Here is a 19,224-nt window from a genome sequence, read left to right on the forward strand (position 1 = left end):
GTCCTCCCGAAAAAGCGAATAGTGAGTAGCAAGTAGGAATAGGCAGCAGCGAAAGACCGAAGCGAGCTAGTCGCACAGACCCTGAATGATCGCTATTCGCTGCTCGCTCATGTCCTCAAGCCGCTTGCCTGTCCTTGCCCGTCACACCCTTCGACATCGTGTCTGATGCGGCGAGGATCGCCTTGACGATGTTGTGGTAGCCGGTGCAGCGGCAGATATTGCCTTCGAGCTCGGCGCGCACGGTTGCCTCATCCAGGCCCTCGGGATGGCGGTTGATCATGTCCGTCGCGGTCATGATCATGCCCGGCGTGCAGAAGCCGCATTGCAGCCCATGATGCTCCTTGAACGCCGCCTGCACCGGGTGCAGATCGGCGCCATTGGCCAGCCCTTCGATCGTCAGCACCGTCGAGCCCGAGGCCTGAACGGCAAGCATGGTGCAGGACTTGACCGCCTGGCCGTCGACGTGGACGACGCAGGCGCCGCATTGCGACGTGTCGCAACCGACATGCGTGCCGGTAAGGCCGAGATTCTCTCGAAGGAAATGAACCAGAAGCGTTCGGTCTTCGGCAACGCCGCTCACCTGCTTCCCGTTTACCGTCAACGACACGTCCGACATGAATCCTCCCTGGGTATCGACCTTGGTCATCACGCTGCCGACGCAAGTGCGAGCATCGGCCATTCTTCATTCGTACACTGCATAACGCACAAAAAACAGCGCGCCGAAAACGCCACGGATTGTACTTTCGATCATGGCTGGACCGGGGCAGGTCCACCGATCGCCCCCATTGCCAAAACGCCGATTGAAGACAACAATGGCGCCCGACGCCCGCGCGCCTGACGCGCATAAAAACAGCGTCTGAGGAAATGCGGAGGACATCGCTGGCCAGTTCCCGGACGCGCTATGCATGCGGCCTGTCGGCGCTCACGACGGATGAGCCCGACATGGAGGCGTTTGCCAGGGCGATTGCGACGGAAGCAGCGGCGATCGACGCCGGCTTCGCCCTTCTGTTCTTTTCCCAGAGCCTGATCGAGGCTGGCGCCCTCTCCAGGGCACTCGCAAACCACGCGCCAACACTCGAATATGCGGGCTGCTCTACCGCAGGCGAAATCACACCTGAAGGTCTCGAGGATGGCCACGTGCTGGCCGTGCTCCTCCCTTCCCCGGCCTTTGCCGCCGCTAGCGTGATGGTCGACAATCTGTCGTCTTCGGGCATGGACAGGATCACCGGAGAAGTCGACGCGTTGCGGCGGCAGCTGCGCGCTCGCCTCGGCTACGATCCGGCCAAGGATATGTTCGCGCTTTGCTTCATCGACGGTCTCTCCTATGCCGAGGAGGCGGTCAGCTCCGCTATCCATTGGGGCCTCGACGGCATACCGCTCATCGGCGGCTCGGCCGGCGACGACCTGAAATTCGAGACCACGCGCCTGATCGCGAACGGCAGGGTCACCTCCGACAGCGCCATAATCGTGCTGATATCAACGGAAATTCCGTTTCACGTCTTCAAGACCGACAATTTCGTTCCCACCGAAGAGAAGCTGGTGGTGACGGCATCCGATCCCGACCATCGCATCGTGCGCGAGTTCAACGCCACCAATGCCGCGGAGGAATATTCCGCAGCGGTCGGCATCCTGCCCCGGACCCTCACGCCGCTCAGCTTCGCCTCGCATCCGGTGGTCGTGAAGGTCGGCGGCGAATATTACTGCCGCTCGATTCAGAAGATGCACGAGGATGGCTCGCTGTCATTCTTCTGCGCCATTGATGATGGCGTGGTGCTGTCGATCGCCCAACCCAAGGACATGGTCGAATCGACGCGCGCCGCCCTGCGCGATGTCGAGGAGAGGCTTGGCGGCATCGACATGATCCTCGGCTTCGACTGTGTGCTGCGTCGCCTGGACGCGCGCAACCGCCAGGTCTTCCGCGATATTTCAGAGCTCTACCGGGTCAACAACGTCATCGGCTTCGGCACCTACGGCGAACAGTACCGGTCGATGCACCTCAACCAGACGTTCACCGGCATCGCCTTCGGCGACCGGCAAGCGGCCGAATAGGCCAGCGCAACACCATGCCGCTCAGGGACATAAACGATCTTGAGAAGCTGAAGAAGATCAATGCCGCACTGGTCAGCCGCGTCGAGCGCTCGATGGACCAGCAAGGCAACGCCTTTTCGCTGTTCCAAACCGCGATCTCCCTGGAAAATCGGGTGCGCACGCGCACGGAGGAACTGCATTCCACGTTGCGGCGGCTGGAACAATCGAACATCGACCTCAGCGCGGCGAAGGAAAACGCCGAACTGGCGAACCTGTCGAAGACCAGGTTTCTCGCCGCCGCCAGCCACGACGTGCTGCAGCCGCTGAACGCAGCCCACCTGTCGGTCTCGGCGCTCGCCGAAGTGCAAACCAGCGACGAGGGCAGGAAACTGGTGCGGCAGGTCGAGCGCTCGCTCGAGACGATGGAAGACTTGCTGCGCACCCTGCTCGACATCTCCAAGCTCGACGCCGGCGTGGTGCGGCCGGAAATCGGCGATGTCAGCCTCGAAGCGCTGTTTTCTTCACTGCGTTCGGATTTCCAGCCCGTGGCGGAAATCAAGGGCCTGTCGCTGAAGTTCCGGCCGGTCAATGCTTCGGTCCGCTCCGACCGGACGTTGCTGCGCCGCATCCTGCAGAACATTCTCTCCAACGCGCTTGGATACACGCGCTCGGGCGGCGTGCTTGTCGGCACCAGGCATCGCGGCGACACTATCCGCATCGACGTCGCCGACACCGGCTGCGGCATTCCCGACGACCAGCGCGAAGCGGTGTTCGAAGAATTTCACCGTGGCACATCGCCGGGCAGCGCCGAGATGGAGAGCGGCGGCCTCGGCCTGGGGCTTGCCATCGTGCGCCGCATGGCCGGTGCGCTCGGCCACCCCGTGACGTTTTCATCGAAGGTCGGGCGCGGCACGATCTTCCATATTGATGTTCCCGTCGGCCTTGGTGTCCCGGCCGATTCGATAGCTCGCCTCTCCGACCTGGAGCGGCCGCGCGGCTACGGTCTTTTCGGCACCAAGGTGCTGCTGGTCGAAAACGATGCCGAGGTGCTGCGGGCGATGACATTCCTGCTCGAGCGCTGGCAATGTTTGGTGCGATCTGCGACCTCGACCGAGGATGCGCTGGACCTGCTTGGCGACACCGACTGGGTGCCCGACATCGTCATTGCCGACCAGCATCTAGACGGCGGCGATCTCGGCACCGCAACCATAATTGAGGTCCGCGACTATCTCGGCCGCGCCGTGCCGGCGCTGATCGTGACCGCCGACAGTTCCGAGTCGGTCGCGAAGGTTGCCCGGGCGAGCGGCATCGAGCTGATGCGCAAGCCGGTGAAGCCAGCGCAGCTGCGCGCACTGCTGGCGCATCTGCTGGCTTGACGTCCACGCCACCCTTGTTGGGCGGACCTGGAAATCAAAACCCCGCCTGATCGCGAAACAGCTCCGCATTGTCCAGCTTCGACACCTCGATCACAGCCTGTGTGCGGCTATAGACGTTGAGCTTGCGCAGGATCTCGGAGACATGCGCCTTCACCGTTGTCTCGCCGACTTGCAGTTCATAGGCGATCTGCTTGTTGAGCAGGCCTTGGCGCAGCATCTGCAGCACGCGCAGCTGTTGCGGCGTCAGCGTGGAGAGGCGCTGCACCATGTCGGCGCGGTCGGTGCTCTTGGCGTCCGGCGGCTGGACTTCATAGGTCTCAGGCACATAGACGGCGCCTTCCATCACCGAGCGGATCGCATTGGCCAGATCGCTCTTGCGCGAGGATTTCGGAATGAAGCCGGCGGCGCCGTAGGATAATGCTTCGGAGATGATCCGAGGCTCTTCATGCCCGGAAACAATGACCACCGGCAGGCGCGGGTAACGGGTCCGAAGCTGAAGCAGGCCTTCGAAACCATGCACGTCGGGCATGCTGAGGTCGAGCAGCGCAAGATCGAATGGCTTGACGCCCCCCAGCAGATCGAGCGCCTCGGTGATCGAACGCGCCTCGACCGTGTCCACCTCGGGATAGGCCATCCGCACCGCGCTGTGCAGCGCCTCGCGAAACAGCGGATGGTCGTCGATGATCAGGAACCGGGCGCTATCATTGGCTGCGGACATGGGGCTCGTTTCGGTGCGTGGCGCGCAGGATAATCCTTCGACCATGCCCAGATTATTGCCAAATAGTACATCACCACCTTGGTCGTGGGGGACTGATCGAACGCCCTGCCTTGCCCGGAGGCCGAAATCGGTCGAAGGTGCCGGCGACCGAGCTTGAGCAGAGATGACGCATGACAGAGTTTGTCCTTCCCCCGCCCGCGACACCCTCGGTGGCTCTCGCGGGTTCGACGGAGCGCTTCGCCGTCCGCCGCATTTTCTGTGTCGGCCGCAACTACGCCGCGCATGCGCGCGAATTCGGCAATGACGAGCGCGATCCGCCATTCTTCTTCACCAAACCGGCCGACGCGGTGGTCGATTCCGGCGTCGAAATCCCCTATCCGCCGCTCACTTCGAATCTGCATTACGAGATCGAGCTGGTCGTCGCCATCGGCAAGGCAGGCTTCCAAATTGCGCGCGAGGATGCGCTCGGTCATGTCTGGGGCTATGGCGTCGGCGTCGACCTGACGCGCCGCGACCTGCAGGACCAGGCGAAGAAGGCGGCGCGTCCCTGGGACTGGTCGAAGGCCTTTGATCAATCCGCACCTTGCGGCGCACTGGTTCCGGCCGCGAAATCGGGACATCCGGATAAAGGCCGCATCTGGCTCGCGGTCAACGGCGCGGTAAAACAGGAGGGCGATCTTGCCGAGCTTATCTGGCCGATCGCTGACATCGTGTCGATCTGCAGCGGAGCGGTCGAGCTTCAGCCCGGCGACCTGATCTTCACCGGCACGCCGGCCGGCGTCGGTGCTGTTCGCGCCGGCGACACGATCAGCGGTGGCGTCGAGGGTATCGGCACGATCGAACTAACCATCGGCCAGCCGAGTAACGCATGATCGATATCGTCCTGCCTTTGTCATACGCGCACCGGAAGGGGAATCGACTATCGTTTCTCCCTCCAGCGCAGGAGTGTTGCCGATGAAAGCCGTCGTCTTCGAGAAATTCGGCGAACCGCCGACGATCCAGAGCGTACCCGATCCGAACCCGGCCGCCGATGGTGTCGTCATCAAGGTCGAAGCGACGGGGCTATGCCGCAGCGACTGGCATGGCTGGATGGGCCATGACGACGACATAACGCTGCCGCACGTGCCAGGCCACGAACTGGCCGGCGTTGTGGTTGCCGCCGGCGGGCGCGTGACCCGTTGGAGGGCGGGCGACCGTGTGACCGTCCCCTTCGTCGGCGGGTGCGGACACTGCTTCGAATGCACCTCCGGCAACCACCAGGTCTGCGAACATCAGTTTCAGCCCGGTTTTACCGCCTGGGGCTCGTTTGCCGAATATGTTGCGATCGACTTTGCCGACACCAATCTGGTGCGCCTGCCCGATGAGATGGAATTCGCGACCGCCGCCAGCCTGGGCTGCCGCTTCGTCACTTCCTTCCGCGCCATTGTCGACCAGGGCCGCGTCACGCCCGGCGAATGGGTGGCCGTGCATGGCTGCGGCGGCGTCGGGCTGTCTGCGATCATGATTGCGAGCGCGATGGGCGCCAATGTCGTGGCCATAGACCTGACCGAGGAGAAGCTGGAATTTGCCCGCAAGATCGGCGCCGTCGCAACCATCAATGCGTCCACAACGCCGAACGTGGTCAAGGCGGTCAAGCAGATCACCAATGGCGGCGCGCACATGTCGATGGACGCGCTCGGCCATCCGACGACATCGTTCAATTCCATCTCGAACCTGCGCCGGCGCGGCCGCCACGTTCAGGTCGGGCTGATGCTTGGCGAGCATGCCAAGGCTTCGGTGCCGATGAGCAAGATAATTGCCTTCGAGCTTGAAATCCTGGGCAGCCACGGCATGCAGGCATTCCGCTATCAGGCCATGATGGAAATGATCCGCACCGGCAAGCTCAAACCCGAGCTGCTGGTCGGCAAGAAGATCAGCCTCGACGAGGCGCCGGTGGCGTTGATGGCAATGGGCGGCTTCGAGGGCATCGGCATCGGGGTGGTGACGAAGTTCTGATAGCAATCGGAAAACCAGACCTGGTCACTTTACAACCGGCGGAAAAACAAATACAATCCTAAGTAGATGAAGGTGCCGGCACAACCACAGGCTGTCTCTCTCAGTTGGCGTGGCCGAGGGAAAAATGAGACTCTTTCTGCCCTGTCTTTTTATGCTGTGGCTTACGCTTAGTGCTCGGGCGCAAGACAGTGACCCTGTCAATGGAGGCAAAGCGCCAAGTCAGACTGCCTCGTCTTTAAAGGCACCAGCGGCAACGGAATCGACTCTTCGATTTGAGGATTTTCCGGCGAAAATCTTTCAAAGGAAGCCTGCGAAGAACATCCAGATCCACCCTAACGATTCGTGGGCGCAGGCAGTCAAGCCGGATATTCGCGAAGCACTGAAACATGGAGCGGATTTCGCCGGCCATTTCTCGGTTGTTTTGGTCAATTGCGGTAACGCCTGCATCGCCGCGCGCATGATTGATATGCGCACCGGTCAGCTCTTTTGGATACCGGGGGGTTACCAGTTGGACCTTGAATACCATTTGGCAAGCCGGTTGATGAGGGTTGCCTGGGTCGAGCCTTCCGAGAATCCCGTCTGCGTACGCCAGGATTTTGAGTGGAAAGGCCGCAAATTCGTCAAGCGTTACGAAGACCGAGAACAGGTTGCAGATTCCTCCGAATGCCCAGGATCGGCGTATGTAGGCAAGCCGCCTCAGTGAGCATGGCGGCGATGCCTACCGAGCAAACTTCTTCGCCCCGAACACGCACGCCACCACGCCGAGCGTAACGACAATCATCAGGGGGCTGACCTTTTCGTGCAGCAGCGTCGCCGCGAGCGCGAGGCCGAAGAAGGGCTGCAGCAATTGCAACTGACCGACGGCGGCGATGCCGCCTTGCGCCAGGCCGCGATACCAGAAGACGAAGCCGATCAGCATGCTGAAAAGCGAGACGTAGCCAAGACCGATCCAGGCGTGCGGGCCAATGCCGGCAAAGGATGGCGGCAGCGTCGCAAAGGTCAGAACCAGCATGATCGGCAGCGACAGCACCAGCGCCCAGCAGATCACCTGCCAGCCACCGAGCCTGCGCGACAAAGCAGCGCCCTCCGCATAGCCGAGACCGCAGACGATCACGGCGGCGAGCATCAGGCCGTCGCCGACTGGTGAGGCCGATATGCCCTGCGTCAGCGCGAAGCTGGCGACCAGCCCGCTGCCGATGGATGAGAACAGCCAGAACGCAGGCCTCGGCCGGTCACCGCCGCGCAACACGCCGAAGATCGCGGTCGCCAGCGGCAACAGGCCGATGAAGATGATCGAGTGGGCCGAGGTGACGTGCTTGAGCGCCAAGGCGGTGAGCAAAGGAAAACCCACAACCACGCCCAGCGCCACGATCACCAGGGACAGCAGGTCGCCGCGCTCAGGACGTTTCTGCCGGAACAGGAGCAGCATTGCCAGGCCTAGCAATCCGGCAATCGCCGCTCGGGCCGACGTCAGGAATACCGGGTCGAAATCCATCACCGCAACGCGTGTCGCTGGCAGCGATCCCGCGAAAATCAAAACCCCGACGAATCCGTTCAGCCAACCGCTCGCGGTCTTGTCCATTCCAGGCTCCATGTTCTGGCCCTCCATGGCCCGGATAGCCGTCGCGCGACCAGAGACAATGGAGTACAATTCCGTGAAACTGTAATGGACATCAGAGCAGTACAGATGACAAGCGCGGCCTTCGAAACCGACAGCGGGCGAACCCTGCTCAGCCCGACTCTGGTCGAAAACACCATGGCGACCATTCGCCAGCGGATCGCGGCGCGCAGCCTGCCGCCGGGCGCTCGATTGCCTTCCATCCGCGCCTTCGCCAAATCCATGCAGGTATCGAAATCCACCGTGGTCGAAGCCTATGAACGCCTTGCAGCCGAAGGCGCGATCCGCTCCCGACCGGGATCCGGCTTTTACGCGGCCGGATCCCTAGCGCCGTTGTCGCTGGCCGAGATCGGCCCCCGGCTGGACCGTGCCATCGATCCTCTGTGGGTCTCGCGCCAATCGCTCGAGGCAGGTGACAAGATGCTCAAGCCCGGCTGCGGCTGGCTACCGGCCTCGTGGATGCCGCAAGCGGCATTGCGCCGGGCACTGCGCACGGCAGCGCGGGCAGATGATGTCGCGCTTGCCGACTACGGCACCCCGCTTGGCCTGCCGCCACTGCGCCAACTGCTGGCGCGACGCTTGGCAGGACATGGCATCGAAGCCTCTCCCGAACAGATCATGCTGACAGAATCGGGCACCCAGGCCATCGACCTTCTCTGTCGGTTCCTCATCGAGCCCGGCGATGCGGTGCTGGTCGACGATCCCTGCTATTTCAACTTCCACGCTTTGCTGCGCGCCCACCGGGCCAAGGTCGTCGGCGTTCCCTACACACGTTCCGGGCCGGATATCGACCTGTTCGCGCAGGCGCTGGCCGAACATCGGCCGCGCCTCTACATCACCAATTCCGCCATCCACAATCCGACGGGCTCGGTCCTGTCGCCGGTCACCGCGCACCGGTTGCTGAAACTGGCAGAACAATCGGATCTGACCATCATCGAGGATGATATATTCGCCGATTTCGAACATGCGCCCGCGCCCCGGTTGGCGGCGTTCGACGGCCTGAACCGGGTCGTCCAGATCGGCAGTTTCTCCAAGACGCTGTCGGCCTCGGTCCGCTGTGGTTTCATCGCCGCGCCCCGCGCCTGGATAGAGGGGCTGACCGACCTCAAGATCGCCACGACATTCGGCGGTGGACGGCTGGCGGCCGACCTTGTGCTGACCCTTCTGAAGGACGGCAGCTACCGCAAACATATGGATCTGCTGCGCGTGAAACTCGCCCGCACGATGGCGGAGACCGGCACCCGGCTGAAGTCCATCGGCATCACGCCGTGGATCGACCAGCCTGCCGGCCTGTTCCTCTGGTGCAGCCTCCCCGATGGAGTGGATGCGGCAGAGATCGCGCGACGCGCTCTGGCCGACAATGTCGTGCTCGCGCCCGGTAACGCGTTCAGCCTGTCGGGAACGGCAAGTCGCTTCCTGCGCTTCAACGTGGCCCAGTGCGCAGACGAGCGGATTTTCAGGGTGCTGGAAGCCGCTATGTCGCGTTGATTGTACGTCGTGAGGCCGAGCAAACTTCCCGGACGCGTTCGCGTAACCAGCGCTGCGCCGGATCGGCGTCGAGGCGCGGATGCCAGAGCATCGAGATGGTGACTTCCATGGTGGCGACGGGCAGCGCAAAGCTGTGCATTCCTGCACGCGCTCCTTCGGTGTGCCGCTCCGGTACGCTGGCGATCAGGTCGGATGCGCGCGCCATTGCAAGTGCGGCCGAGAAACCGGAAACCATGCACACAACAGTCCGCTGCAGCCCAAGCGCGCTCAGGGCCTCGTCGATCGGCCCTCTCTCGCGGCCCCGTCGCGACACACTGACGTGGCGGCCCGCCGCATAACGTTCGGGCGTTACCACGCCCTCCCCCAGCGGATGGCCCTCTCGCACGGCGGCAATGAAGCGGTCACGGAACAGCGCCTGGATACGGACTTCAGGCCCGGTTTCACCGGCGACGCCGACTTCAAGGTCGATCGCCGCGTCGCGCAGCGACATCATGTCCTTGTCAGACTTAGGCGCGAAACGCAGCCGCACTCCTGGCGCATCAACCCCGACGCGGGCGACCAGACGAGGCCCGAACTCCTCGACGAAGCCCTCATTTGTGCGCAGCGTGAAGATCCTGTCCAGCCGAGAGAGGTCGAGCAGTCTTACAGGCCGCAGCAGCGCCTCGGCGTCCTGGACGACGGTGCCGACCTGCCGGCGCAGTTCCTCCGCGCGTGGCGTCGCCACCAACCCTCGCCCGGCACGCACGAGCAAGGGATCCCCAGTCGCGTCGCGCAGCCGCGCCAGCGTCCGGCTCATCGCCGAGGGGCTGAGCCGCAGACGGCGCGCGGCACGGGCCACGCTGCCTTCGGCCAGCAGAACGTCCAGGGCGAACAGCAGGTTGAGATCGGGCAATGTCATGGACAGGTCCTAACATGAGATGGCGTCTGATGCACGATTATGATGCAAATGCTGCGCCTTCCGCCATATCAGCGGCAGGATTAGATCTCCGACAGCTCCGCTTCCGGGGCAAACGGAAAGGAGATCGCCATGGCAGTCGCCACGCAAAATCGGGATCGGCCGATTTCAGCCCCACAGGAAAACTCATCCGCCGTCTCGGCGCTGGCAAGTCTGTCGCTCGCCACACTGCTGTCGTCGCTGGGCACAAGCATCGCCAGCGTCGGCCTGCCGTCGCTGATGCAGACGTTCGGGGCATCGTTCCAGGCCGTGCAATGGGTGGTGCTGGCCTATCTGCTTGCGATCACCACGCTGATCGTCAGTGCCGGGCGGCTGGCCGACATGCTCGGGCGTCGCCCCTTGCTGTTGGGCGGCATCGCGCTGTTCACATTGGCGTCGCTGTTGTGCGCGCTGGCCCCGACGCTTTGGCTGCTGATCGCCGCGCGTGCCCTGCAGGGGCTTGGCGCGGCGGTGATGATGTCGCTGACACTGGCCTTTGTCGCGCAGACCGTGAGCAAGGACCGGACCGGCAGCGCCATGGGCCTGCTCGGCGCCATGTCGGCCATTGGCACGACACTCGGACCCTCGCTCGGTGGATTGCTGATCGCCGGCCTCGGCTGGCGGGTGATCTTTCTCGTCAACGTCCCATTGGGCCTTCTGACCTTCGCGCTCGCTTGGCGTGGCCTGCCTGCGGGCGACAAGAACGCACAGCCCGCCTCAGGCAAGTTCGACGCGATGGGCACCGTCCTGCTGGCAATGACGCTGGCCGCCTATGCATTGGCCATGACGCTCGGCCGGGGCAAGTTTGGCGCACTCAACATCGGCCTCCTCGCCGCTACCCTTCTCGGCCTGGTTCTTTTCGCCATCGCCCAGGGAAAAGCGAAAACTCCCCTGGTCCAGCTTGGCCGCTTCAGGGATCCGCGGCTCAGCGCCAGTCTGGCCATGAACCTCATCGTCGCAACCGTGATGATGGCGACCCTGGTGGTGGCCCCGTTCTATTTATCGCGGGGGCTCGGGCTCGATGCCGCCATGGTGGGGGTGGGGCTGTCGGCGGGGCCGCTCGTCTCGGCCCTGTCGGCGCTGCTGGCCGGGCGGCTTGCCGATCGCTTCGGAGCTCAAAGGATGATGGCGGTTGGCCTGTTCGCTCTCGGCATCGGCACATTTCTGCTGTCGCTGGCGATGACGAGGCTTGGCATTGCCGGCTATGTCGTTCCCATCGCCATCACCTGCTTCGGCTACGCCCTTTTCCAGACCTCCAACAATGCAGCCGTCATGAGCCGTGTCGGCGCCGGCGAAAGAGGCGTCGTATCGGGCCTCCTCAACCTGTCACGCAATCTCGGCTTGATCACCGGCGCATCCCTGATGGGCGCAATATTCGCCGCCGGGTCCGCCGGCGGGCGGCACGGCATCGGTCAGGATGTCTTGAGTTCGGCGGCCGCGGCGCAGGGAATGCACGTCACCTTCCAGGTCGCGACGGCCCTGGCCGTGCTGGCGCTGGTCCTCGCGCTCCTCTCGGCAGGCACCGTAACGCAAGGCGATTCTTCCTGAAGATAAGTGCCCGTCGACCGGCTGCAATGCGACTCAGGCCCCTGCCCGCTTGCGGCGTTCATAAAGCATAACCAGTGTTTCGGCGGTCAAAGCCGGCTTCTCCTCGCCCTCGATCTCCACCGTGTTGGCCGCTTTCATCAGGTACTGGCCCGGCCCCCAGTCTTGCACGGAAAGCAGAACGATGCGCAGCCTTATGCGCGCGCCCGCCTTGACGGGCGCCAGAAAGCGCACTTTGTCGAAGCCGTAGTTGAACGCCGCCTGCGTGTTCTCGGGCACGATCCCCATGCCCAGCGCCAGCGCCCCGATGATCGACAGCGTCAGGTAGCCATGCGCAATGGTGGTCCGGAACGGGCTTTGCCGCCGCGCCCTCTCAGGGTCGACATGGATCCATTGATGGTCTCCGGTACATTCGGCGAACTGGTTGATGCGGTTCTGGTCGACGGTCGTCCACTCCGACACGCCAAGCTCCTGTCCGGCCATCGTCTTCAGCTCTGCGTAGGTCGGCGGCGTTCTAGGCCGTATTTCGGTCATTCAAACTATCCCGATCGCTTCAACGCTTCCCGACCATGACCGGCGGCCTCTGTCAATTCATCGTCGCGCAATCCGTTCCGCGACGGCGGGCCTGAACGGAATGCTCCGTGATCTGGCCGGCATCAGCAAAAAAGCCTGACTGGCCGAAAGCCGCTACTTCTTCTCGTAGCCGGCGCGGATCTCCTCCATCGCCTCCTTGATGCGCGAACGCAGGATGTCGATCGATTCGGTACCCGATTTCTTGACCAGCTCGGCCACTTCGCCGGCATTCTTCAACGTGGTTTCGAAGGATTTCCTGGCAAACTCGGTCTGCTTGGCCATCAGCTCCTGCGGAGTCCCGGGCGCCTTGTAGCTTTGCGCCATGTCGGTGACCTCGCGCAGCGTATCCTGCAGCAACGCGCGTTGCCTGGACAACAGCGACGTCGCTCCGGCCGCAGTGACCCGAGCCGCCTGCTCCAGCGCCTCTAAATTCCGGCGATGATGCGCAAGGATGGTTTCGACATCGACCGTGGGCAGCTTCAGGTCGCGGCCGAACTTGCCGAACATTTCCATAAACGAATCGGATTGCGGCTGCTTCGCCATGATGTGGTGCCTCCCTGTCGCCACCGAAATGGCTTTCCCGGAGCGACAATAGCATGGAAGCGCCGCGTGTCCATTCGAGCGGCGCTGGCTGCAAACGGGCGTCAGCCGGCGAGAAACAGACGCTCGGCCAGGTAGAGCACGAGACCGGCAAGACCGCCGATGATCATGCCGTTGAAACGGATATATTGCAGGTCCCTGCCGATGTTCATCTCGATAAGTCGCGTCAACTGGGCAAGGTCCCAGCGCTTAACCTGGTCGGCGATGAATTTCGACACGCCATGCTTCTGGCTTTCGACGAAGGCGGCCAGGGCCACCACGAACCCCTGGTTCATGTCGGCCCTGATCCGCGGGTCACCAGCAAGATGCCGTCCGACCTCGACGAACATGTTGGCCAGATGCGCACTGATCATCGAATCCGAGGCCTTGGTGTCCTGCTCTATGAACTGGCCGAGACTTGCCCAGATGTCGTTCGCCAAGCCCGCGACTTCCGGCCGGGCCAGGAAATCGCGCTTCAGCTTCTCCGCGCGCTTGGCATATTGCTTCGATGTCCTCAGTTTCTCGATGAAGGCCTGGGCGAACCGATCGAACTCGGCCCGCATCGGGTGATCCGGCTCGGCGCGCACCTCGTCCAGCAGAGAGCCGGCCGAAGCGACGATCTTCTTCAGCAGATAGGCATCGGCGCGAAAAAGGTTGAACAGCGACGGGAGTTCCTCGCGGATTTTCTCGCGCATCGTGGCCAGCGCCTGCTCGTCACTGAGAAACCTGCCGACCACTTTGGTGAACTCGTCGAACAGTTTCTGGTGGCGGCGATCGTCGGTAAGCGCCGACAAAAGCTCGGCGGCCAGCGGTGCCAGCGGCACCTTCTCGATCTGCTCGATCATGCGGCTGGTGACGAAGCCGCGCAGGCTGGAATGCTCTAGGGCCGCGAGCATGCGCGGAACTAGCCGCATGACGAAACGCGACAGGCTGGCGGCGCGGTCGGTATCGGCCAGCCAATCGGCGACCAGCGCCGAGAAGTCCACTTCTGCGAGCTTTTCTCGCACCGGGCCGGGCGCGAGGAAATTGACCTCGATGAAGCGGCCGAGATTGTCGGCGATGCGGTTCTGGTTTTCCGGGATGATAGCGGTGTGCGGGATGGGCAGCCCCAGCGGGCGCTTGAACAGCGCCACCACCGCATACCAGTCGGCAAGGCCGCCGATGGTGGCCGCTTCGGCGAACGCTGCGACGAAACCGAGCCAGGGATGGTCCGGCTCGAATGACTTCGCCAGTGCGAACACCACCACGCAAAGCGCGAGCGCCGCCGTGGCGGTGAACTTCGTCCGCCGCAATGCCGATAGCTTGGCGCTAGCGTCGGTGTCGAAGCCTGACAGTCCCGGGGATTGTGCCGGTTCGGCCATGATGCGTTGCTCCTCGTCGGTCTTGGGCAATCTGGTATACGCCCAAAAAAAGGCGAGACGGCAGGTTTTGCCTCGCGTTCTACCGGACCGCACACAAAGTTGACGAGTTTGTTCAGCTATTGCGCTTTGCCAGTCTGGAATTGTTCCAAGGTATAGGCCATATTCCGCAAAGGCCAAGCGTGACGAGTCCGGCACTTTGGACTGCCACCTCGGCGGATATCTGGAATCAGGCGCGGCGGCACCGTGCCAGTGAGGACAAAATGCGGCTTACCCGCCAGACCAACTATGCGATGCGCATCCTGATGTATTGCGCGGCCAATGACGACCGGCTGAGCCGTATCCCCGAAATCGCGGCCGCCTATACGGTGTCGGAGCTTTTCCTGTTCAAGATCCTGCAGCCGCTGGTCGAGCATGGCCTCATCCAGACCGTGCGTGGTAGGAATGGCGGCGTCAAATTGGGCCGTGCCGCGGAATCGATCAGCCTGTTCGATGTGGTGCGGATCACGGAAGAAAGCTTTGCCATGGCCGAATGCTTCGAGAACGATGCCGCCGAGTGCCCTTTGGTCGACAGCTGCGCGCTGAATTCGGCTTTGCGCGAGGCGCTCAACGCCTTCTTCGCGGTGCTGGAACGCTACACCATCGCCGACCTTGTGGCGGCACGCCCGAATGTGCGCAATTTGCTCGGCATCGATATGCTCATGCAGCGCCAGGTGCCTGCCGCCTGATCAGACCTCAGGCTGTTTGAGGTCCTGCATGGGCAAGCCTGGCATAGTCTGAAAATCGGGACGGGCACGCAGTTCGCCTCGAACCTCAAGCCGCCGCGGATTGGGGCAGCACGAACGGCACGTTCCCTGCCGGCAGCACGCCGACCTTCAGCCGACAATCGAAGACTGTCTCGATCAGCTCATCGCTCAGCACGTCTTGCGGCGAACCGGTGGCCGCCAATCCGCCCCGATGCATGACAAAGATCCGGTCGGCATACATGGCCGTCAGATTGAGATCATGCAGGATGGCGATGACGACGCCGCCCCTTCTTGCGAAGTCGCGGGCAATGTTCATGATGATCAGCTGATGTTTGATGTCGAGACTTGAAACCGGCTCGTCGAGGAACAGGTAGCGCGGCTTGCCGTCGAGCACCGGCGCCCAGACCTGGCACAGCACGCGCGCAAGCTGGACGCGCTGCTGCTCGCCGCCGGAAAGCTCCTGGTAGAAGCGCCCCGCAAAACCCTCGAGATCGACGCGCGCAAGCGCCCGTTCCGGCAGCCGCCAATCCTCGCCCGGCAGGACGCCCGAGCGGCCTCCGACAAGCCCGAGCTTGACGACCTCGCGCACCGTGAAGGGGAATGACAGCGAGGTGGCCTGCGGCAGCACCGCACGCTGCACGGCAGTCTCGGCCGGCTTCATCGCCTGGAGATCGCGGCCATTGAGAACGATGCGCCCGCTATAGGCGAGCTCCCCCGATAGCGCCTTGAGGAAAGTCGTCTTGCCCGACCCGTTAGGGCCGACGATGGCGGCGATTTCGCCGGGACGTGCATCGAAATCGACCCCGCCGACAATACGCTTGCCCGCGATCTCAACCGAAACATCCCTCGCCTCGATCATCAAAGCCTCACAAGCTCACAAGTCGATCACGCCGCGCTTGCGCAGCAGGATCCAGAGAAAGAACGGCGCGCCCGATATCGCCGTGACGATTCCTATGGGCAGTTCCGCCGGCGCGACGATGGTGCGCGCGACCGCATCGGCCAGCAGCAGCAGGGAGCCGCCGAGCAGTGCCGATGCCGGCAGCAGATAGCGATTGTCGGGACCGATCAGCAGGCGCAGCAGATGCGGCACGACGATGCCAACGAAGCCGATGCCGCCGCTGACGGCGACGGATGCGCCGACCGCTGCCGAAACGCCGATGATGGCGGTATATTTCAGCCTCTGCACTGGGATGCCGAGATGCCCGGCCGTCGCCTCGCCCAGCGCCAGCGCGTTGAGGCCGCGCGCCAGGAACGGCATCGCCGCCAGGGCCAGCACGATGATCGGGCCAACGGAGGCGATCTTAGGCCAAGTCGCTCCGCCGAGCGATCCGAGTTGCCAGAATGTCAGGTCCCGCAGCTGGCGGTCATCCGCCATGAAGATCAGGATGCCCGTCAGCGCCATGGCCAGCGCCGCCAGCGCGATGCCGGCGAGCAGCATGGTGGCGACCGATGTGCGGCCCTGCCGGGTGGCAACCTGATAGAGCACCAGCGTCGTGGCGAGCCCGCCCCAGAATGCAGCCAGGGGCAGAGCGAGAGTCCCGAGCAAGGCCGTCACCGGCGCAAGGAACGTCGCGCCCAGCACGATGACGGAAACAGCTCCAAGGCTGGAGCCGGCGGAAACGCCGATCAGGCCGGGGTCGGCCAGAGGATTGCGAAACAGGCCTTGCATCACGGCGCCGGAGACTGCGAGCGCCGCGCCGACCAGCATGCCCATGACGACGCGCGGCAGACGGATGTCATAGACGATCAAACTGTCACGGGCACTCAACGCTAGGTCGCCCGGAACGGTGCCAAGCAGCCAGTCGCGGATGACGTTTACGGCCGATGCGTCCGATGCGCCCGACGTCAGCGACAGCAACACCGCAATGGCGAGCCCGACACACAGCAACACGATGACAAGGCGAGCCCGCCTCGAGCGGTCGCCTTCTGTCGCACCTGCCATCACGGCTTCCGGGCCTGCGATCGATTGATCGACCATGATGCGCCCGTTCAGTCCGTAACCTGCGCGCCATAGAGCGAGACGGCGAGATCGCTGATGGCATCGGCCGTGCGCGGTCCAAAGCCAAGCAGGTAGCCGCCATCGATACGGATTATCTTGCGCGCGGCACCGGCGGGGGTCGAGGCGATGGATGGGTTGGCGAACAGTTCGTCCTCCGAAACCGGAGGGCCGGCATTGCTCATCATCAGGATCACGTCCGGCCTGGCGGTCACGATCGCCTCGTCGGACAATTGCTTGTAGCCGGAGAAACCTTCGACGGCATTGACGCCGCCGGCCAGCTTCACCATGCCGTCGGCCGCCGTCTGGCTGCCCGCCGCCAGGATCTTGCCGCCCTGCATCGACAGCACGAACAGGACGCGTTTGCGCTCCTTGATCGAAGCGGTCCGCTTTTCCGCTGCGACCAGCTTGGCCTCGACATCAGTGGCCAGCTTCTCGGCTTTGGCGTCGACGCCGAGGGCCCTGCCCACAATGCGTATCTTCTGAACGATGCCCTCATTATCGTAGCGCTCCGGCACTTCTATGAAAGGGACGCTCGCCTTCTTCAGCACATCCACGGCTTCCCTGGGGCCGCTGCCATGCAGGGCTAGGATGCCCGACGGATTGACGGACAGGACGCCCTCCGGGGACAGTTGCCGCATATAGCCGACATCGGGAAGCTTGAGGGCCGCCTTCGGGTAGGTGCTGGTGGAATCGCGGGCAACGAGGCGACCCTCCTCGCCGAGCGCATAGACAATCTCGGTGATCGATCCGCCAATGGCAACAACCTTCGAAGAATCCGTGAAGGCCGAGGTGTCCTCTGTGGCGGCGACCGGCCCGATCGCACCAAAAGCGAGGGAAAGACCCACGATCGGCCCAAGAATCAATCCGCGCAGAGCCGGCAGTCTCAAGAGAAAATTCATTCGACTCCCTCAGGCTGCTGTCGTGCTTGGGAGACGCGGCAGGCTTTCTGCCAGGGACCGCCAGTCTCCCCGTTCACCCTCGCCTTCATGGCGCTTGCCGAAAAACTGGATGATCATCTTGCCATCGGCGCCGTAGGCTTCGAGCGAGGTGACATGACCGTCCTTGGTCGGCTTGCGCACGGCCCAGACCTCATGGATGTGGTCCGTTCGCAAGTGCAGATGGAAAGTCTCATCCAGCACATTGATCCACGGCCCCACGGGCTTGATGGATTTGACCGGGCCGGAATGGATCTGGATGCAGCCACGGTTGCCGACAAAGCACATGATCGGCATCTCGCGCTCGGCGGCACGGTGGAACATGGCGCTGACCGCGTCATTGTCGACCAACCATGCGTAATCCTGGCCGACCATCCGCACTGCCTGTTGGCGGCTGAGCTTCAGGGTCTTCAGCATGCCGAAGAACTGGTGCACGTCGGTCAGCCGGCTCCAGCGGTCACGCAGATCGTCGAGATTGGCGGAAGCGTCGGCGGTTTCGGCCTCGTCATCCGAGCCGACGGCGAGGATGTCGACCGACGGCTCCTGGTTCGACGATTCGAGCGCCGCCACCAGCTTCTGATAGGCGTAGAGACTGGATGCGGGCCGCAGATGCACCTTGTGCACGGCCTCGCCTGCAGGGTCGAAGAATTGCAGGCTGCGCCTGATGTCGTCGCCGTCGCGCTTTTCCACGGCAAAGCCGTGCGACCATACTTTCGGGAAGATGCGCAGGTCGATCTGTTCGCCAAGCACCATGGCATTGTGGGCGCCGGTGACGACCTTATCGTAAATGCCGATTTTCTCGTGCACGGCGCTTTCATTGCGGGTCAGCGCCATGACTTCGCCGACCGCTTCGAGGCCGGTCAGCACGTCATTGACACGTGGCTCGATGCGCAGGACGCCGTCGCCGCAATGCGCGGCGACCAGTTCGGCCTCCGAAACGCCAAGCTGGGCCGCAAGGTCGCGCTCGCGCGTCTTCGGATTTTCTGCCCGTGCCAGCCGGATTTCATGCGGGGCGGGTTTTACGCGCTGGTCCATGTCTCGTCCTTGCTGCCTTGCCTTACTTGTTGAGAATGAGCTTGCCCTGCCGGGTAATCTTCAGCCGGTAGAGCGCGCCATGATGTTCGATGCCGATCTCGTGCTCCCCCTGGAACAAGGTGTTGCTTGAGAGGGTCCGCACAGCCAGGGGAACCCGGGGAAAGCGCGCCGGGATGTCATCGGAATGGCGGACGCGATCACGAAAATGGTTGGGATTGTGCGTATTCATCTGGGTCGATCCCTTTCCTGTGCCGGGCATCTGGCTAGGCGTTGCGTAGATCCGATTCATTCTTGACT

Annotated in this window: 20 protein-coding genes; 8 read left to right on the forward strand and 12 right to left on the reverse strand. The window is 63.2% G+C overall.

Features of this window, described 5'->3' with window-relative positions:
* Positions 1-115: 115 nt before the first annotated feature.
* Positions 116-616 carry a (2Fe-2S)-binding protein gene (locus tag LB513_RS16100; RefSeq protein ID WP_224664523.1) on the reverse strand — a complete coding sequence of 167 codons (501 nt, stop codon included), beginning with the start codon at positions 614-616 and terminating at the stop codon, positions 116-118.
* 248 nt (positions 617-864) lie between these two features.
* Here LB513_RS16100 and LB513_RS16105 point away from each other — a divergent pair, with 248 nt between their 5' ends.
* On the forward strand, positions 865-2,049 hold the full coding sequence (locus tag LB513_RS16105) for an FIST signal transduction protein (RefSeq protein ID WP_224664476.1): 1,185 nt from the start codon (positions 865-867) through the stop codon (positions 2,047-2,049).
* Between the two features lie 14 nt (positions 2,050-2,063).
* Positions 2,064-3,404, forward strand: coding sequence for a hybrid sensor histidine kinase/response regulator (locus tag LB513_RS16110; RefSeq protein ID WP_224664477.1), 1,341 nt, complete (start codon positions 2,064-2,066; stop codon positions 3,402-3,404).
* Positions 3,405-3,438: 34 nt separating this feature from the next.
* Here LB513_RS16110 and LB513_RS16115 read toward each other — a convergent pair whose 3' ends face one another.
* On the reverse strand, positions 3,439-4,122 hold the full coding sequence (locus tag LB513_RS16115; protein ID WP_224664478.1) for a response regulator: 684 nt from the start codon (positions 4,120-4,122) through the stop codon (positions 3,439-3,441).
* 170 nt (positions 4,123-4,292) lie between these two features.
* Between LB513_RS16115 and LB513_RS16120 the strand changes: the two genes are divergently transcribed.
* The 3 genes from LB513_RS16120 to LB513_RS16130 all read left to right on the forward strand — a co-directional run bounded on the left by LB513_RS16120 (position 4,293) and on the right by LB513_RS16130 (position 6,820).
* Positions 4,293-4,994 carry a fumarylacetoacetate hydrolase family protein gene (locus tag LB513_RS16120; protein ID WP_224664479.1) on the forward strand — a complete coding sequence of 234 codons (702 nt, stop codon included), beginning with the start codon at positions 4,293-4,295 and terminating at the stop codon, positions 4,992-4,994.
* Between the two features lie 82 nt (positions 4,995-5,076).
* Positions 5,077-6,117 (forward strand): zinc-dependent alcohol dehydrogenase family protein, encoded by a 1,041-nt coding sequence (locus LB513_RS16125; protein WP_224664480.1) that lies wholly within the window; start codon positions 5,077-5,079, stop codon positions 6,115-6,117.
* A gap of 124 nt (positions 6,118-6,241) precedes the next feature.
* Positions 6,242-6,820, forward strand: a complete 579-nt coding sequence (locus LB513_RS16130) for a hypothetical protein (protein ID WP_224664481.1) — start codon at positions 6,242-6,244, stop codon at positions 6,818-6,820.
* 15 nt (positions 6,821-6,835) lie between these two features.
* Here the strand turns inward: LB513_RS16130 and LB513_RS16135 are convergent, their stop codons facing one another.
* Positions 6,836-7,699, reverse strand: coding sequence for a DMT family transporter (locus LB513_RS16135; RefSeq protein ID WP_224664482.1), 864 nt, complete (start codon positions 7,697-7,699; stop codon positions 6,836-6,838).
* A gap of 105 nt (positions 7,700-7,804) precedes the next feature.
* Here LB513_RS16135 and LB513_RS16140 point away from each other — a divergent pair, with 105 nt between their 5' ends.
* Positions 7,805-9,223: a PLP-dependent aminotransferase family protein gene (locus LB513_RS16140; RefSeq protein ID WP_411962711.1), complete on the forward strand. Its 1,419-nt coding sequence runs from the start codon at positions 7,805-7,807 to the stop codon at positions 9,221-9,223.
* On the opposite strand, the gene LB513_RS16145 is transcribed toward LB513_RS16140, so the two are convergent.
* Complete coding sequence (locus LB513_RS16145; RefSeq protein ID WP_224664483.1) at positions 9,210-10,121, reverse strand: LysR family transcriptional regulator; 912 nt, start codon at positions 10,119-10,121, stop codon at positions 9,210-9,212. The two genes, LB513_RS16140 and LB513_RS16145, sit on opposite strands and share 14 nt — an antisense overlap.
* Positions 10,122-10,250: 129 nt before the next feature.
* Here LB513_RS16145 and LB513_RS16150 point away from each other — a divergent pair, with 129 nt between their 5' ends.
* Positions 10,251-11,705: an MFS transporter gene (locus LB513_RS16150; protein ID WP_224664484.1), complete on the forward strand. Its 1,455-nt coding sequence runs from the start codon at positions 10,251-10,253 to the stop codon at positions 11,703-11,705.
* Positions 11,706-11,738: 33 nt separating this feature from the next.
* Here LB513_RS16150 and LB513_RS16155 read toward each other — a convergent pair whose 3' ends face one another.
* The 3 genes from LB513_RS16155 to LB513_RS16165 form a co-directional block, all read right to left on the reverse strand.
* On the reverse strand, positions 11,739-12,236 hold the full coding sequence (locus tag LB513_RS16155; RefSeq protein ID WP_224664485.1) for a MaoC family dehydratase: 498 nt from the start codon (positions 12,234-12,236) through the stop codon (positions 11,739-11,741).
* Positions 12,237-12,389: 153 nt separating this feature from the next.
* Positions 12,390-12,818 carry a phasin family protein gene (locus tag LB513_RS16160; RefSeq protein ID WP_224664486.1) on the reverse strand — a complete coding sequence of 143 codons (429 nt, stop codon included), beginning with the start codon at positions 12,816-12,818 and terminating at the stop codon, positions 12,390-12,392.
* Between the two features lie 101 nt (positions 12,819-12,919).
* Entirely contained in the window at positions 12,920-14,215 is a 1,296-nt protein-coding gene (locus tag LB513_RS16165) for a DUF445 domain-containing protein (protein WP_224664487.1), read from the reverse strand.
* Positions 14,216-14,475: 260 nt separating this feature from the next.
* Between LB513_RS16165 and rirA the strand changes: the two genes are divergently transcribed.
* A complete protein-coding gene (gene rirA / locus LB513_RS16170; protein ID WP_224664488.1) occupies positions 14,476-14,940 on the forward strand; it encodes an iron-responsive transcriptional regulator RirA in 465 nt (154 codons plus the stop codon).
* A gap of 85 nt (positions 14,941-15,025) precedes the next feature.
* Here the strand turns inward: rirA and LB513_RS16175 are convergent, their stop codons facing one another.
* From LB513_RS16175 to hemP, 5 genes are read right to left on the reverse strand one after another with little or no spacing between them, the layout of a single operon-like run.
* A complete protein-coding gene (locus LB513_RS16175) occupies positions 15,026-15,817 on the reverse strand; it encodes a heme ABC transporter ATP-binding protein (protein ID WP_224664489.1) in 792 nt (263 codons plus the stop codon).
* A 15-nt stretch (positions 15,818-15,832) separates the two neighbouring features.
* A complete protein-coding gene (locus LB513_RS16180) occupies positions 15,833-16,936 on the reverse strand; it encodes a FecCD family ABC transporter permease (RefSeq protein ID WP_224664490.1) in 1,104 nt (367 codons plus the stop codon).
* Between the two features lie 11 nt (positions 16,937-16,947).
* Positions 16,948-17,856 (reverse strand): hemin ABC transporter substrate-binding protein, encoded by a 909-nt coding sequence (locus LB513_RS16185; RefSeq protein ID WP_224664491.1) that lies wholly within the window; start codon positions 17,854-17,856, stop codon positions 16,948-16,950.
* 9 nt (positions 17,857-17,865) lie between these two features.
* The gene (locus tag LB513_RS16190; RefSeq protein ID WP_224664492.1) at positions 17,866-18,927 is read right to left on the reverse strand and encodes a hemin-degrading factor; all 1,062 of its coding nucleotides are present in this window, start codon (positions 18,925-18,927) and stop codon (positions 17,866-17,868) included.
* Positions 18,928-18,949: 22 nt separating this feature from the next.
* Complete coding sequence (hemP, locus tag LB513_RS16195) at positions 18,950-19,156, reverse strand: hemin uptake protein HemP (RefSeq protein WP_224664493.1); 207 nt, start codon at positions 19,154-19,156, stop codon at positions 18,950-18,952.
* Between the last annotated feature and the right edge of the window lie 68 nt (positions 19,157-19,224).

The sequence above is a fragment of the Mesorhizobium sp. ES1-1 genome (assembly GCF_020164785.1).
Lineage (GTDB): Bacteria > Pseudomonadota > Alphaproteobacteria > Rhizobiales > Rhizobiaceae > Mesorhizobium.